Origin of the sequence: Bradyrhizobium sp. (assembly GCF_035570375.1) — a bacterium.
Classification (GTDB): Bacteria; Pseudomonadota; Alphaproteobacteria; order Rhizobiales; family Xanthobacteraceae; genus Bradyrhizobium.
This window is the reverse complement of record NZ_DATMLW010000260.1, coordinates 1-14,577: the sequence shown is the minus strand read 5'-3', so window position 1 is coordinate 14,577 and position 14,577 is coordinate 1. Positions and strand designations below refer to the sequence as shown.

Below are 14,577 nucleotides of genomic sequence, written 5' to 3'. Positions count from 1 at the left end.
CAAGGCGGCGCATCCCCACTTGCAGGCATTTTCCGATGTGGCGGAACAACTGCCGGTGTTCCTCGATACGCCTGCCGTCTGAGTCACGCGCAGCGGGGAGCGGGACGCCGAACTACACCGTCTCCGCTTCCCGCCCCACTCCCCCCTGAAACAACGCCGATATCGCGTCCGTCGACAGCGGCTTCGCAAAGTAGAAGCCCTGCATCTCGTCGCACGCACGCTCCTTCAGAAAGTCGAGCTGCGCCGACGTCTCCACGCCTTCAGCGATCACCTGCAATTTCAGCGAATGCGCGAGCGCGATGATCGCGGAGGTGATCGTTTCATCGTCGCCGGACACGCCGATATCCGACACGAACGAGCGGTCGATCTTCAGGCGGTCCACCGGGAAGCGCTTCAGATAGCTGAGGCTCGAATAGCCGGTGCCGAAGTCGTCGAGCGAAATGCGCACGCCCAGCTCGCGCAATTGCGCAAGCACGTCATGGGTCATTTGCGTGTTGCGCAACAAGGTCGATTCGGTAATCTCGATTTCGAGGCGATGCGCAGGCAATCCGGAAACGTCGAGCGCGTAACGGACCTCGCCCAACACGTCGCGCTGATGGAATTGCTGCGGGGAGAAATTGACCGCGACACTGACGCCTTCCGGCCACTGCATGCATTCCATGCACGCCCGACGCAGGATCCAGCGACCGAGGTCGACGATCATTCCCATGTCCTCGGCGACCGGAATGATATCGATCGGCGAGACCGTGCCGCGCACTGGATGATTCCAGCGCAGCAGCGCTTCGCAGGTCGATATCCGCCCCGATTTGAGATTGACGAGCGGCTGAAAGAACAGCTCGAACTCCTCGTTCGCCAGTGCCTTGCGCAGGTCGAGCTCCAGGATGCGTCGCGCCTCGACGGTTTGCGCCATTTCGTCGCGGAAGAAACAGAAAGTGCCACGGCCGTCGGCTTTCGCCCGGTACAACGCCATGTCGGCATTCTTCAACAGCGTGTCGGCGCTGACCCCTTTCGGTTCGGTCATCGCGATGCCGACGCTGGCGCCGATCTCGACGAGATGATTGTCGATCTTGTAGCGTTCGCTCAGGTGATCGACGATGCGGCGGGCAAGGCTTGCGGCCTCGTCTGACGATTTGATGTTTTGCTGAAAGACCACGAATTCGTCGCCGCCGAACCGCGCCACGAAATCCTCCGGGCGCAGCATGGTGCGCAGTCGCTCAGCGACCGCGCACAGGAGTTGGTCGCCACAGGGATGGCCCAATGTATCGTTGACCTGCTTGAACTGGTCGAGATCGATGAACAACAGAGCCGACAATTGCGTGGCATTGTGTGGAGCGGCCAGCAGATGCTCGATTTCGTCGCGAAAATTGACGCGGTTGGGAAGACATGTCAGCTCGTCGAAACGCGCCAGATGCGTGATCCTGGCCTCTGCATTGCGGCGTTCGGTGATGTCCTCGAGCAGCACGACTGCGCCGCCGCCGGCCATCGGCTGGAACGTCCAGGACAACGAGCGACCACTGCCCACGTCGGGATCGGTGGTGATGATGTCCTTTGCCTGCGAATTCTCGATTTCGGCAAGTATGATCCGTCCGCTCGCGTCCGATACGGACCCCGCCTCGATACAGGCCTCGACAATGTCGGATGCGCTCGCGCCGCTATGGACGAGCTCGTCCGGCAGCTTCATCATCGAGCTGAAGCGGTGATTCATCACCGCAAGGCGTTCGTCGGCGGTGAACATGCAAAGGCCGTGCGGCATGTTGTTCAGCGCGGTATCGAACTGGCCGGCAAGCGCCGCTTCGCGCTCCCTTGCCATCCATGCATTGAGGTAGATGCGCTGGAGGCTGGTGGTGATGCTCTGGATCGCGACGAAGAAAACGAGGCTCAACAGCGCCAGCGCGAAATGATAGATCCCGCCGACGAACATCAGCGTCGCGATCAAGGGCCCGCAGGCCAGCACCAGCATGACGTGAAAAATCCGCGGCCGGCCGAAGGTTCGGCCCACGCCCGCGGAGGTATAGGCCACTACCGTCGTGATACAGAGCATGTGCGCGGCCGAATCCGAGGTGCGCAACAGAACCACGCAGACCCACAGACCGAGCACGAAGCCGTAGGCGTAGGCGCCGAGCTTGTAGCGCTCTTCCCAGATCACCGCTTCGGTGGTGGTGAGTGGAGAATTGCGCTTCTTGTATCGGTACATCTGCAGCGCACGCGCCACGCCGACCACGATGAACAGCGGCACGCACAGCCAGCTCAGAATATCGCCGGTGACGCCCGCGATGACGGAACCGGCGATCGCAGGCCCGAACGCACCGAAAACCATCGGCGCGGGATTCATGAACAGCGAATCCACCAGCGCCGCATTGATCGCCGGTGACATTTTCTGATCGGGCTCTGTCGGGTGCTTCGCCAGTTGCATCGTGCACACGCGTCCTCTGCGGACGAAGTCTTAACCCACCGCTGATGAAGTCTTTCTGAGGGAACATCGTTACCGGGGCGTTGTCGCTGGTCCGGAAAAACGAGAATCTGCCCGCTAAATCAGCAGGCTAGGCAAGATTTGCCGCCGCTCATGACGGAGGCATCCGGAAAATGCGAGGCAAATCTTACGAAAGCAGCGGCGACCACGCCGGATCGGACGCGAATCCGGGGGTTGGGACCCGCTGTTCGAACCGTCCGGAAATATCCACTGTGTAGAGCGACGGGCCGCTATTGCCGCCGGGATCGCGGAAGAACATCACGACGCGCCCGTTCGGAGCGAAGGTTGGTCCTTCGTTGTGGAAGCCGGAGGTGAGAATTCGCTCGCCTGAGCCATCGGGCTTCATGATTCCGATCGAGAACTGTCCGCCGCCCTGCTTAGTGAAAGCAATGTAGTCGCCGCGTGGCGACCACACCGGCGTCGAGTACGTGCCGTTGGTGGTCTGGTCGAAGGAGATGCGTTGAGCAGGGCCGCCGGTCGCCGGCATCACGTAGATCTGGGGCTTTCCGCCGCGATCGGATTCGAAGCAGATGCGACTTCCGTCGGGCGAATAGGACGGCGCGGTATCGATCGCCGGTGTATCGGTCAAGCGCGTGGTCGATTTCGACCGCAGATCCATCACGAACAGGTTGGAATTGCCGCCCTGCTGCAGGCTCATGATCACCCTTTGGCCGTCAGGCGAAAAACGCGGCGAGAAGGTCATGCCGGGAAAATTGCCGACGATCTCGCGCTGGCCGGTCTCGATGTTGAGCAGATAGACCCGCGGATCACCCTGGCCGAATTCCATATAGGTGATTTCCTGCGTGCTCGGCGAGAAGCGCGGGGTGAGAACCAGATCGTTGCCGCGCGTCAGGTAGCGGACGTTGGCGCCGTCCTGATCCATCAGCGCGAGCCGCTTGACGCGGCGCTCCTTGGCACCGGTCTCGTCGACGAAAACCACGCGGGTGTCGAAATATCCCTTCTCGCCGGTCAAGCGCTCATAGACCTGGTCCGAGATGATGTGCCCGATCCGCCGCCAATTCTCGGGTTGGGTGACATACTGCTGACCGGCCAGTTGCTGGCCGGTGGCGACATCCCAAAGACGGAATCTGGCCTCGATGCGCCCGTCCGCCTGGCGGGTCATGCGGCCCGTTAACAGCGCCTGCGCGCTGATGGTCCGCCAATTCTGGAACTGCGGTAGTGCGTCGATATTGACGATCTTCTCGATATAGGCCGCCTGATCGATCGGCGCGAACAGCCCGCTGCGCTTGAGGTTGTTGGTGATGACCTGCGTGACGCCGATGCTGACCTCGCCATCGGAAGGCGTACCGGCAACGAAATTGGGAAGCGCGATTGGCAACGGGACAAACTCGCCCTCCGGAATCTGAACGCGCTTTTGTGCCAGGGCCTGCGGAGCGCCTGCGAGCATGCCAAGGGAAGCCATCCCGCTAAGAAGATGGCGGCGGCTCAGGCGGAGTGAGGACTGGCGCGATAGGTCTGTGTCGGTCATTGGTTGGGGCTTCATTCCATTACAGAGATCGCCGAAAGCATCGGTCTTTTAGATCTTTCGTTCGGTGAATACCGGCGTGAAATATCTCCACTCATCGAAATACGCCGCCGGCAGGTTATACGGCTGGCATTCGATGATCGCGCGCAGGGCGCTCTCCTGGTAGACGCGCAGGTAAGGCGTCGCCGGCGTGCCTTCAGGAACCGGCATGCCTTCAAGCGTGCCGTCACGCTTGAGCCGGATCGTGAAAGCGGCCTCGGGGTTCTGGCTCTCGATGCCGCCATAGGGCTTTTTCCAGCAGCGCTCGACCTGCGCCTTGAACAGCGAGCCCCAGGTGGCCGAATTGTCCGCGGCCCTGCCCTTGGCGAGGCCAAGCGCTGCATTGGAATTGAGCGTTTCGCCGGTCGTGGCCTGGCGCGACGGATCGCGCTTGTCGAGGAGAGCTGCAATCTTCGACTGGTCGAAGGTGCGCTCCTTCGGCTTTTGTTGCGGCTGCGGCGGGGTTGCGGCCTGTACTGGCGGCTTCGGCTTCTTCTCTTCCTTCTTCAAGGCTTCCGCGATCGGATCGACTTGAGGCGGCTCCGGCTTTTTCTCGACCGGCTTCGGCTCTTCCTTGGGCTTGGCTTCGGCGACTGGCTTCGGCGGTTCGGGCTTGTTCTCGACCGGCTTTTCCACGGGCTTTGGTTGCGGCGGCGGCGCGGTGTCGGTGACCACCGGTGCCTTTTCCGTGATCTTGCCGACCGCGTCCTCGACAGGCTTGGCCTCGGCCACCTTCTCAGCCATCGGCTTCGGATTTTCCTTTTTGCCGGTCTTCATGCCGGCCATCACATGGGCGAGCTGGTCGGAGGAGATAATATCGACGGGCAAGGACTCTTCCGGGTTCGATTCGAATACCCTTGAGGAGAATGACACCAGCCCCCACCCGATCACGACGACGTGCAGGATCACAGACGCGACCAGTGTCTTGTCGACCTTCACGCTTCTAGGACCCCTGCTCCACTTCCGTGACCAGCGCCAGCCGCTTGAACCCCGCGCCGGACAGTTTGCCCATCACGCGCGCCACCGTTCCGTAGTCCGCCTTCTTGTCCGCCCGCATGAATATACGCTCGTCGAGGCCGCCGCGGGCGTCGGTGATCGCCTTTAATTTCGGCACCAGATCGTTCATCGAGACTTCGGTATCATTGATGAATACCCGCCCCTTGGGGTCGACCGAAAGCTGCAACGGCGTCTTGTCCTGCTCCAGGCTCTTGGCCTGGGTCTGCGGCAGGTCGAGCGGGACGCCGACCGTCAACAGCGGCGCCGAGACCATGAAAATGATCAGGAGCACCAGCATCACGTCCACCATCGGCGTGACGTTGATTTCCGCCATCACGGCGCGCCGCCGGCCTCGCCGTCCGCCGCCCGGCGAGCCTGCCATGTTCATCGCCATGTTCTGGTGCTCACCCTAGTGCCCACTTTCCGAAGTTCGTATTGCACCTCAGCGCCCCCCTTTCACGAACTTCGGAAAGTCATGGGCACTAGCAAACTTTCAGTTCTAGTGCCGCTTTCTATTTGAAGTTCCTGAATGAATTCGCCACTTGTGCGCAGGAACTTCAAATAGGCGGCACTAGGCCTCACACTATCCCGATCTCGACCCTCACGCACGCTCGTCGATCTGGCGTGACAGGATGGCCGAGAACTCGTCCGCGAACCCCTCCAGGCGCTGGGCCTGCCGATTCACCTCGGAAGTGAATTTATTATAGAAGATTGTTGCCGGAATGGCGGCGATTAGACCGATTGCGGTAGCAAAAAGCGCTTCCGCAATGCCCGGCGCCACCACCGCCAGCGAAGTATTTTTCGACGCGGCGATCGACTGGAAGCTCGACATGATGCCCCAAACCGTCCCGAACAGGCCGACAAAGGGGCCTGCCGAGCCGACGGTCGCGAGCACCAGAAGCCGGCGTTCCAGCCGTTCGATCTCGCGCGCGATCGAGACGTTCATGACCTTTTCGATTCGCATCTGAAGGCCGCCGAGGGACCGCGCCTGGCTTTCGAATGACCGCTTCCACTCGCGCATCGCCGCCACGAAACACGCCGCCATCGACTGCGTCGGCTTGGCCGAAAGCGCGCGATAGAGTTCTTCGATCGATTGTCCCGACCAGAAGGCCTGCTCGAAGCGATCCATGGCGCGCTTGGTGCGCGAATAAAGCAGGATCTTGTCAATGGCGATTGCCCATACCCACACCGAGCAGGAGAGCAGTCCCAGCATGACCGCCTTCACGATCCAATGAGCCTGCCAAAACAGGGCGATCAGCGAAACGTCAGCGTTCGGGAGCGGCAAGGCGGACTGCGCCACGTCAGCCGGATTCATAAGCGATGTCCTCTCAACGCAAGTGTCCCAAATCCTTTCGGCTGCCAGAACGCTTCTGGTACGATGGCTGCCGGTTCTACGGCCGCGGTAAATGCGCGGCGGTAAGCGCCAGCGCGTAAGCCGTAATGCGTCGCATGGGAGGCCCGTCCAAAAGCCGAGGCTTGCATCCCCTGCCAACGTGTCAAAACGAGGGCTATCGGCGCGTCCTTACGCCTCTCACCAGACGCCGATCGTGGTTAACACCCGGTTACCAAAGGAGATTTTGACCGGCCCATTCCGGCGGGATGGCCGTTTGGCAGACCAATGGACCCCCCAGGGCCGCAAATCAAAGCCGCCCGCCTGCTTTCGCAAACGGGCGGCTCTGTCGCCGTCAGGAACGTTGGGGCACTACGCCTTCAGGCTAATCCCAAAACCTCAGGCTTGAGGCTGGCCATCGGAGGGCGGGTTCGGTCGGGAGCGATGCTGCGCCATGAAGAGATCGAACTCTTCCTTGTCCTTGGCGTGGCGCAGCCGATCGAGGAATTCACGAAACTCCTTCTGCTCTTCCTCCAGCCGCCGCAGCGTCTCCATACGGTATTCGTCGAAGGCACGGTTGCCGCTTGAAGGCTGACCGAACGGGAAACCACCGCGCTCCATGCGGTTGCGCATCCGCTCCATCTTGTACTGCATCCGCTCCATCTTGTTCCCCCAGCGCTCGTGACTCCAGCAACCCATTTTTCTGCTCCCGAGTGTGAAAAAGAGAAGGGCAAGGCCAATCGGCCACCAGATCAGGAAACCCAGCACGGTCACGACAATCCAGCCGGGGTGCCATGGCGTATCGAACATATGGGGGCGGTAGGGCTCCTGAACGGGGCCGCGCCATCGATTGACATCTGCGGTGTAGGCCATTTCCCTCTCCATCACGGCAATGCGCAGTTGTGAATGTAAATAACATTTACATAGCTAAACCATCCCGGATTTTTGTCAAGCCGCCTGCCACCCCGCCCCGCGAATTTATTTTGGGGTTCCCCAAGGCCCGCCAGGTTTGCCGGACGGCCTGTTGTCCGCCGTCCCTTGGGTTGCAGACCTGCGGTCAGTTGGAAAGCCGAGCCCGCGCAGATAAATCAGCACCTCCGCTTCCAGCAATTCCTCTGCTGACATCGGCAGCTTGCGGCGTGCCGCATCACCGCGCCCAAACAGCGAGGCGACGCCGTGCGACATCGACCAGATATGCAGCGCCATCATCAACGCTGGCGGCCGCGGCATGTTGGGCGGCGCCAGCGCCGCGAGCCGCTCGGCCGCGGCTCTGATCACGGCAAAAGCGCGTTCAGCGGCTGCCTGCAGGTTCGCATTGACGTCGACGGGAAGCCCGGATTCGAACATCGCCGAATAGAACGCGGGCTCCTCGCGCGCAAAGGCGAGATAGGCCTTGCCGACCCGTTCGAACGCCGTGACGGTGTCCGGACGGCCGTCATCCCAGGCCTGGGACAGAGCGGACTCGAATTGCTCGAAGCCGCGCTGGGCGATGCTTGAGAGCAGCTCGTCGCGATCGCGAAAGTGCCGGTACGGCGCCGCCGGGCTGACGCCCGCCATGCGCGCGGCGTCGGCGAAGGTGAATCCGGCCGCGCCTTTTTCCGCAATCAGGCCGAGCGCCGCCTGAAGCAGAGCCTCTTTCAGATTGCCATGATGGTAGCCGCGCTCGGCGCGGCCCTGTTCCTTGCGCCAACTCATGTAAAGGACTTTTACATGAGCGGGCCGCCCCTGTCATGCACCGAGCGGCGAATCACAGGGTTAATGAGGGGCCGATCTCTGAACGTTCGGCCCCCTCTCAGCAGCTGAAATTGCGCCATAGTGGAGTTGATTTGACGTTCCTGTAACGCACTAGCGCCAAGACTGACAGGAACGTCAAATCCGCCACACTAACCGCCCGGAATCGGAAGAACCGGCATGATCTCGATGGTCTCGCCCGGAAAGATCGAAAAATGCGGATGACCCTCGAACATCTTCGCGGCCGCTTCATGCGAGGGCGCACGAACGACTGTAAAAGCCGTGAGCAGGTTGGTGAAATCGGCAACCCCTTGCGAATCGACCTTCTTGGTCTTTCCGAGCGGTCCACCCATCTGCAGGATGGCACCCTGGTGCTTCTCGACCCAGGCCTTCCAGGCCGCCATGCCCTGTTGCGCCCTGGTGTTGCGCTCCGCTTCGGCAAGCGCGTTCCAGGCAGCCATTTTTGCGCTGTTCTTGCCGCCGGTGAAGACAGCGAGGAAGGTGTCATTGGTGCTCATCGGATTTCCTTTTTTGCAATTCGTGGGTTGAAATAAGAAATTGAATCAGCGTGCGCGTTGTCCGCGCTGCAACTCGGCAAACCCTGCCGCCGCCTCCTGGATGTCGGGCGTGAAGTCCGCCATCTCCTGCACCTGCCGGATTTCGATGATCTCGTTATTCGAGGCCGGGCAGCGTTTCGCCCACGCGATCGCCTCCTGCAGCGATTTGACGTCAATCATCCAGTATCCGCCCAATACTTCCTTGGATTCGGCAAACGGCCCGTCAGTCACGACCGGCTTGCCGCCCTCGAACGAAACCCGCGCCCCCATGGAGGGCGGGTGCAGCCCGTCCAGCGTGATCAGCACCCCGGCCTCTTTGAGCGCTTCGTTGTATTTCATCATCGCGGCCACGGCGTCCGCAGGCGGCATGGCGCCCGGCGCGGCGGTCTCGTAACCTCTCGGGATCATCAGCATCATGAATCGCATTCCGTTCTCCGTTTCCTTGACTTGCTTCGAGCCCCGGCTAGTGCCCACTTTCCGAAGTGCGTGCTACACCTCAGCGTCCACTTTCACGAACTTCGGAAAGTCATGGGCGCCAGCAAATCCATGATTCTAGTACCGCTTTTCCATTTGAAGTCCCTGGATGGAATTCGCCGCTTGTAATGCAGGAACTTCAAATGGACGGCACTAGCCGGCGCTCTCAAGGAAGACGAACAGGGATTTGCGGCGCCGACATGCCCTTTGAAATTATTTCGGAGGTAAAGGCCGCCTCGTCCGGCAACGACCGCGACCGGATTACCGGCTTTTGGCGATGGAAGCGGCTCAATTCGCCACAAGCTGGTTCACCGAATTCCAGAAATCGGTAATCGTGCGTGGCGGCTGCGGCGAATCCATCAGCCGCTGGGTGAGCAGAATGCCGGTGAGCTGTGAGCGCGGGTCCGAATACCAGGATGTTCCATAGCCGCCATCCCATCCGAAGCGCCCCTGCGCGTCATCGCGCTCGTTCATGCCTCGGAAGACCGACATTCCAAAGCCCCATCCCCGGGTGGCGCCGAGGAACAATTGCGATTCCCGTTTTTCATCTGCCGAGATGTGGTTTTTCGTCATCAGCTCCACGGATGGCCGTGACAGGATGCGTTCGTTTCCGAGAGTGCCGCCGTTAAGCATCATTTGCGCGAAGGCGTTGAAGTCCTCCGCAGTCGAGACCAGACCGGCGGCGCCATTCTCGAAGACGGGCGAGCTTGAAAATCGGCCCTGGTCCGGAAGATCGAAAACCGTCAGTTGCCTGGTCGCGTGATGGCGGCCGTACGCGGTCGCAAACCTGTGCTGCTTGTCCCTGGACACGAAGAAGGCGGTGTCCGTCATGCGCAGCGGCGCAAAGATGCGATCGCGCAGAAATTCGCCGAACGTCACGCCGGCCACGCGCGCGATCAGGACGCTGAGGATCTCCGATCCAGCGTTGTAAAGCCAGCGCTCGCCCGGCTGAAAGACCAGCGGCAGCGTGCCGTAACGCCGCATCAATTCGTCCGGCGGAAACGAGGGAAATACCGGTCCCGGCGCAAAGCCCGCTTCCGCGATCGCCCGCTGGATCGGGTAGCGATCGGGAAAAACCGGGATCATGCCGTGGCCGCAGCGGAACGTGAGCAGGTCGCGCAGCGTAATCGCGCGCTTCGCCGGCACTGTGTCAAAAATCGGCGCACCCAATCGGCGCAGCACCTTCCGATCGGCGAGTTCCGGCAGCCATCGATCGACGGGGTCGTCGAGCTGCAGTTTGCCTTCTTCGACGAGGATCATGGCCGCCGCCGCGGTGACCGGCTTGGTCATCGAGGTGATGCGGAAAATCGTGTCGCGCGCCATCAGCGGACCATCGAAGGCGACGCGACCGATCGCATCGACATGGATTTCGCCGCGGCTACTGACCAGCGTTACCAGCCCCGGCACCTCGCCGCGCTCGACATGGCCGGCCATGACGTCGTGCATTTGACCCAGTCGTTTTTTCGAGAATAGGCTCTCGCCAGTTGTGGGCATCGTTCCTCCCCCGGGGGACATCAGAAGTCGCAATTCATGTTGTGGCATTAGGCTGTTTTTGGCGTGAAAGTACAGCGCTGACAAATCAGTTGATTCGTTGGCGCAGAAAAGTGCCATTTTGATAGGTGGCGCCGAAATAGACATCGATGCGCCTGATCCTGTCGCCTTCGAAGGTGAAGAACTCGGTGTTGCGAAAGCTTCTCCCCTCCTTTGCAACGCATCGGTAGGTCACGAACGCACCATTGCCTTCGACAAAGATGCGTTCCAGCTCCTGCCGCCCGATCCAGCCGCTGTCCCTGAAGCACCGCGCGAAATAGGTGCGCTTGTCGATTTCGTCGTCATAGGGACTGGTGAAACGGAAATCATCGGTAAAGGCATCCTCGATCGCCTTGCGGTCGTTCGCGAGATAGGCGGCAAAAAGCGCGCGAATGATTTCAGACTTGTCGCGTCCGGGCATGGAAGATGCTCCCGTCGTTACATTGGCGAGGAAGGGTGGAAACTTCACGCACCATCCCATCGGCGCACCGGGGCCGACGCGCCTTCAAACCTCGCCTCGCGGCGCGCGGCATCGGCTTTGCCGAATGGCTTCCTTCGGTATCCGCGTCAATGGAAATTCTTCATCTTGCGCACGTGATGGAACCTTGCCGCTCGATACGCTGTTGATATTCTGCTGCGGTAACACCTGCTCAACGATATCGACATGAACCGAACGGCCATCCTCAGGACGATCCGGCTTGCGGCAATGACGTGCGCGTTGGCCACAGCTCCCGCGCAAGCCGAGGTACGCATCCTGCAGAGTCCGGGTGGACAGGTCGGACCATTCCTCGACCTGTTCGAGCAGGTGCGCGACTCCGGCGAGCGCGTCGTGATCGACGGCCCGTGCCTTTCGGCCTGCACCCTGGTGCTGAGCATGGTGCCGAGCAATCGCATCTGCGTGACGCGACGGGCGGTGTTCGGATTCCATGCCGCGCGGTCGATCGACCGGCGCGGCCGCACCTATGCCGAGCCGGAAGCTTCCCAGATCGTGCTTCAGACCTACCCGGCCGGAGTGAGGAACTGGATTCGCAGCCGCGGCGGATTGACCTCACGGCTGCTGCTGTTGCGTGGACGCGAACTCGCCGCGCTTTATCCAACCTGCCGGTGAGCGCGATCAGCGCGATCGAGGCGATCAACCCTCGCTCGGACTGAACACCATCCAGGGGATGCCGAACTGATCGACGCACATGCCGAATCCCTTGGCGAAGAAAGTCTTGCCGAAAGGCATATTGACACTGCCGCCCTCCGACAATGCCTTGAACTTGCGCTCGGCGTCGAGCGGATCCTTGACCGTCAGTGACACCGAAAAGCCCTGCGGCTTCCTGAAATGATCTGGAGGGGTGTCGGAGGCCATCAATACCTGGCCGTCGATCGAAATCCGGCCATGCATGATATTCTTCTTCCGCTCGGGGGAAGAGGCCATCTCCGGGGGGCCGTCCTCGTTTCGCAATAGCATTTCGATTTTGGCGCCGAGCGCTTTTTCGTAGAACTTGAATGCGGCTTCGCAATTGCTGTCGAAATAAAGATAGGGATTGATCTGCATCATCTGCTCCTTGTTATCGTGAGTGTCAGGTGTTGCGTTTATTTCTCGACAAGCCGCTTCAGATTGGCGAGACCGGCTTCGAAATCCCTGCCGATCATTTTGTCCAGATTCATGAACACCTGCATTATTCTGGACATGAGCGGCGCCGGTCCATGCATGACCCAGATGATGTTGGTCGTGGATGCGTCGCGTTCTGGCACAAAATTGAACTCCGCGGTGTTGTGGCCTTCGAACGGCTTGAAGAAGTCGAGCTTAATCACGATTTTTGACGGCGAGGTGGCATCGAGAATTTCCATGCGGCCGGAACCGACATTCTTGTTGCCCTCCCATGCATAAACGGCGCCGTTGCCGCTTTCCGCGCCGCTATAGCTCCGCTTCATCGCGGGATCCCTGTTCTCCCAGGGCGACCAGCTTGTCCATTGATGAAAGTTGCTGATCAGCGGGAAGATCTTTTCCGCCGGCGCGCTCACGAGCGCCGTGCGCCGGACGCTGAAACTATCCGGCTTGGTCATGGCGAGGACGAGTATGATTGCGATCGCGATCGCAAGCACGGCGGCGATGATGGCGAGGATTTGAAGCATGATTTGCCGCTCCTTCAGGGTGTGAGCCGGGCGAACCAGGCTTTTAGCGGAAATAAGGCGCGCATGCCCGTGTCACGGAACCAGGGTCCACCCCACACCATCAGGAGGCTGACCACTTCGATATATTGCGGATTCATCTCGCGTCCCCTCTTCAACTACCCTTTCTGAGCTGAAGGCGAAATGGCGGGGCGCCGACAGACAAACGAGGACAAATTATTTTTTTGAATCCTTTGTCCCGGGCGTGGCGCTGTCGCGGATCAGCCGATCGAGATGGGTGCGGATGTGGGCGGCTTCGGCGGAGGTATTGGCGAGCGCAATCGCGCGGTCGAATGCGACGCGGGCCTCTTCGTTGCGGCTGAGCTGCATCAACAGCGCGCCGCGCACGCCGAAAAAATGGAAGTAACCGGAAAGCCGTTCCGCCAATGGCTCGATCATTTGCAGGCCGGCCTCGGGCCCGCGTACCTTGGAGACCGCCACCGCACGGTTGAGCGTCACCACGGGCGAGGGCTGCATGATCTCGAGCGCGCCATAGAGCAGGTCGATCTGTGCCCAATCGGTATCTTCGGGTCTTGCGGCGCGCGCGTGAAGGGCCGCGATCGCCGCCTGCACCTGATAAGGCCCGCTGCGGCGATGGCGCATCGCCTTGTCGATCAAGGCAACGCCTTCCGCGATCATCTTCTGATTCCAGAGCGAGCGGTCCTGGTCGTCGAGCAGCACGATCTCACCGTTGACATCGAATCGCGCCGCCGCGCGGGCGTGCTGCAACAACAAAAGCGCAGTCAGGCCCATGATTTCCGGCTCGCTTGGAAACAGCCGAAGCAACAGCCGCGCCAGGCGGATCGCCCCCTCGCAAAGCGGTTTGCGGATTTCGGAAGTTTCGCCGCTTGCGGAATAGCCCTCGTTGAAGATCAGGTAGATCATCGCCGCGACCGCCGCGAGCCGCTCGCTGCGTTCGACTGCGCCGGGCGTTTCGAACGGCACGCCGGCGGAGGCGACGCGCGCCTTGGCGCGGGTGATCCGCTGCTCCATCGCAGCTTCCGAAACCAGAAACGCACGCGCAATCTGCATGACGGTGAGGCCGGAGACGATGCGCAGCGCCAACGCGATCTGCTGCGTCGCCGGCAGGTCCGGATGGCAGCAGATGAAGAGCAACCGCAAAATGTCGTCGCGGTAGTGCGAACCATCGAGACGTTCGGCGAGCTTCTCCTCGGCATCGTCGAGATCGGAAATCAATTCGTCTTCCGGCAAGGCTTCCTGCTTGCGGGAGCGGCGCACTTCGTCGATCGCAACATTGCGGCCCACCATGATCAGCCACGCCGCCGGATCGCGCGGCGGGCCATTTTGCGGCCAGGTCTTCAGTGCCCGCAGGCAGGCATTCTGGAAAGCCTCCTCGGCGGTGTCGAGATTGCGGAAATAGCGGAGCAGCGCGCCGACCGCCTGGGGACGCGCCGAGGTGAGCGCGGCATCGATCCAGGCGGTGTCGGTCACGTCGCAGTGCTCCCGGGCTGAAACAGCCCAACAGGGCGAATTTCGTAAGCGCCGCCAGGATTAGCCGCGCCGAGATCGCGCGCCACATCGAGCGCCTCGTCGAGATTCTTGCAGTCGACGACGTAGAAGCCGAGCAGCTGTTCCTTGGTCTCGGCATAGGGACCATCGATCACGACCGGGGGGTCGTCCTTGCGCAAGGTGGTCGCCGATGTCGTCGGCAACAGCCGCGCCACCGGGCCGAGCCGGCCTTGGCTCGCCAGTTTGTCCTGCACGACAGCAAGCTTGTTCATCACGGCAGCGTCCTGGTCCTTGGTCCAGGAACCGACGAAATCTTCATCGTGGTAGCAAAGGA

General features: G+C 61.0%; 16 protein-coding genes. 1 reads left to right on the top strand and 15 read right to left on the bottom strand.

The genetic code is table 11. From position 1 onward, the window contains the following. Positions 1 to 112: 112 nt before the first annotated feature. From VNX23_RS29000 to VNX23_RS28950, 11 genes are all read right to left on the bottom strand, one after another. A complete protein-coding gene (locus tag VNX23_RS29000; RefSeq protein ID WP_325635008.1) occupies positions 113 to 2,413 on the bottom strand; it encodes a putative bifunctional diguanylate cyclase/phosphodiesterase in 2,301 nt (766 codons plus the stop codon). Positions 2,414 to 2,597: 184 nt separating this feature from the next. Continuing rightward, positions 2,598 to 3,959, bottom strand: a complete 1,362-nt coding sequence (gene tolB / locus VNX23_RS28995) for a Tol-Pal system beta propeller repeat protein TolB (protein WP_414643105.1) — start codon at positions 3,957 to 3,959, stop codon at positions 2,598 to 2,600. Between the two features lie 48 nt (positions 3,960 to 4,007). Continuing rightward, complete coding sequence (locus tag VNX23_RS28990; RefSeq protein ID WP_325635007.1) at positions 4,008 to 4,934, bottom strand: protein TolA; 927 nt, start codon at positions 4,932 to 4,934, stop codon at positions 4,008 to 4,010. A 4-nt stretch (positions 4,935 to 4,938) separates the two neighbouring features. Then, positions 4,939 to 5,385: a protein TolR gene (gene tolR / locus VNX23_RS28985; protein ID WP_325635006.1), complete on the bottom strand. Its 447-nt coding sequence runs from the start codon at positions 5,383 to 5,385 to the stop codon at positions 4,939 to 4,941. Positions 5,386 to 5,592: 207 nt separating this feature from the next. Continuing rightward, positions 5,593 to 6,306 carry a protein TolQ gene (tolQ, locus tag VNX23_RS28980; RefSeq protein WP_325635005.1) on the bottom strand — a complete coding sequence of 238 codons (714 nt, stop codon included), beginning with the start codon at positions 6,304 to 6,306 and terminating at the stop codon, positions 5,593 to 5,595. Between the two features lie 414 nt (positions 6,307 to 6,720). Beyond that, entirely contained in the window at positions 6,721 to 7,194 is a 474-nt protein-coding gene (locus VNX23_RS28975; RefSeq protein ID WP_325635004.1) for a DUF2852 domain-containing protein, read from the bottom strand. Positions 7,195 to 7,299: 105 nt separating this feature from the next. After that, positions 7,300 to 8,016 (bottom strand): TetR/AcrR family transcriptional regulator, encoded by a 717-nt coding sequence (locus VNX23_RS28970; protein WP_325635003.1) that lies wholly within the window; start codon positions 8,014 to 8,016, stop codon positions 7,300 to 7,302. A gap of 188 nt (positions 8,017 to 8,204) precedes the next feature. Next, the gene (locus VNX23_RS28965) at positions 8,205 to 8,570 is read right to left on the bottom strand and encodes a hypothetical protein (RefSeq protein ID WP_325635002.1); all 366 of its coding nucleotides are present in this window, start codon (positions 8,568 to 8,570) and stop codon (positions 8,205 to 8,207) included. 45 nt (positions 8,571 to 8,615) lie between these two features. Beyond that, on the bottom strand, positions 8,616 to 9,035 hold the full coding sequence (locus tag VNX23_RS28960; RefSeq protein WP_325635001.1) for a YciI family protein: 420 nt from the start codon (positions 9,033 to 9,035) through the stop codon (positions 8,616 to 8,618). A 336-nt stretch (positions 9,036 to 9,371) separates the two neighbouring features. Continuing rightward, entirely contained in the window at positions 9,372 to 10,529 is a 1,158-nt protein-coding gene (locus tag VNX23_RS28955; protein ID WP_325635000.1) for a serine hydrolase domain-containing protein, read from the bottom strand. A gap of 133 nt (positions 10,530 to 10,662) precedes the next feature. Then, positions 10,663 to 11,034: a nuclear transport factor 2 family protein gene (locus VNX23_RS28950; RefSeq protein WP_325634999.1), complete on the bottom strand. Its 372-nt coding sequence runs from the start codon at positions 11,032 to 11,034 to the stop codon at positions 10,663 to 10,665. A 243-nt stretch (positions 11,035 to 11,277) separates the two neighbouring features. Between VNX23_RS28950 and VNX23_RS28945 the strand changes: the two genes are divergently transcribed. Beyond that, positions 11,278 to 11,721, top strand: coding sequence for a hypothetical protein (locus VNX23_RS28945; RefSeq protein WP_325634998.1), 444 nt, complete (start codon positions 11,278 to 11,280; stop codon positions 11,719 to 11,721). A gap of 24 nt (positions 11,722 to 11,745) precedes the next feature. On the opposite strand, the gene VNX23_RS28940 is transcribed toward VNX23_RS28945, so the two are convergent. The 4 genes from VNX23_RS28940 to VNX23_RS28925 form a co-directional block, all read right to left on the bottom strand. Then, entirely contained in the window at positions 11,746 to 12,156 is a 411-nt protein-coding gene (locus VNX23_RS28940) for a VOC family protein (RefSeq protein ID WP_325635009.1), read from the bottom strand. 38 nt (positions 12,157 to 12,194) lie between these two features. Further along, positions 12,195 to 12,737 (bottom strand): SRPBCC family protein, encoded by a 543-nt coding sequence (locus VNX23_RS28935; RefSeq protein WP_325634997.1) that lies wholly within the window; start codon positions 12,735 to 12,737, stop codon positions 12,195 to 12,197. Between the two features lie 213 nt (positions 12,738 to 12,950). Then, entirely contained in the window at positions 12,951 to 14,225 is a 1,275-nt protein-coding gene (locus tag VNX23_RS28930; protein WP_325634996.1) for an RNA polymerase sigma factor, read from the bottom strand. After that, the coding region (locus VNX23_RS28925; RefSeq protein WP_325634995.1) for a YciI family protein at positions 14,222 to 14,577 on the bottom strand (356 nt) is incomplete at its 5' end. The genes VNX23_RS28930 and VNX23_RS28925, both read right to left, overlap by 4 nt.

Excerpts from the sequence above, each read along its gene's own strand:
- VNX23_RS28960 (WP_325635001.1), bottom strand. The coding sequence starts at position 9,035 with ATGCGATTCATGATGCTGATGATCCCGAGAGGTTACGAGACCGCCGCG.
- VNX23_RS28950 (WP_325634999.1), bottom strand. The coding sequence starts at position 11,034 with ATGCCCGGACGCGACAAGTCTGAAATCATTCGCGCGCTTTTTGCCGCC.
- VNX23_RS28975 (WP_325635004.1), bottom strand. The coding sequence starts at position 7,194 with ATGGCCTACACCGCAGATGTCAATCGATGGCGCGGCCCCGTTCAGGAG.
- VNX23_RS28935 (WP_325634997.1), bottom strand. The coding sequence starts at position 12,737 with ATGCTTCAAATCCTCGCCATCATCGCCGCCGTGCTTGCGATCGCGATC.
- VNX23_RS28945 (WP_325634998.1), top strand. The coding sequence starts at position 11,278 with ATGAACCGAACGGCCATCCTCAGGACGATCCGGCTTGCGGCAATGACG.
- tolR (WP_325635006.1), bottom strand. The coding sequence starts at position 5,385 with ATGGCGATGAACATGGCAGGCTCGCCGGGCGGCGGACGGCGAGGCCGG.
- VNX23_RS28970 (WP_325635003.1), bottom strand. The coding sequence starts at position 8,016 with ATGAGTTGGCGCAAGGAACAGGGCCGCGCCGAGCGCGGCTACCATCAT.
- tolQ (WP_325635005.1), bottom strand. The coding sequence starts at position 6,306 with ATGAATCCGGCTGACGTGGCGCAGTCCGCCTTGCCGCTCCCGAACGCT.
- tolB (WP_414643105.1), bottom strand. The coding sequence starts at position 3,959 with ATGACCGACACAGACCTATCGCGCCAGTCCTCACTCCGCCTGAGCCGC.
- VNX23_RS28940 (WP_325635009.1), bottom strand. The coding sequence starts at position 12,156 with ATGCAGATCAATCCCTATCTTTATTTCGACAGCAATTGCGAAGCCGCA.
- VNX23_RS28965 (WP_325635002.1), bottom strand. The coding sequence starts at position 8,570 with ATGAGCACCAATGACACCTTCCTCGCTGTCTTCACCGGCGGCAAGAAC.
- VNX23_RS28955 (WP_325635000.1), bottom strand. The coding sequence starts at position 10,529 with ATGCACGACGTCATGGCCGGCCATGTCGAGCGCGGCGAGGTGCCGGGG.
- VNX23_RS29000 (WP_325635008.1), bottom strand. The coding sequence starts at position 2,413 with ATGCAACTGGCGAAGCACCCGACAGAGCCCGATCAGAAAATGTCACCG.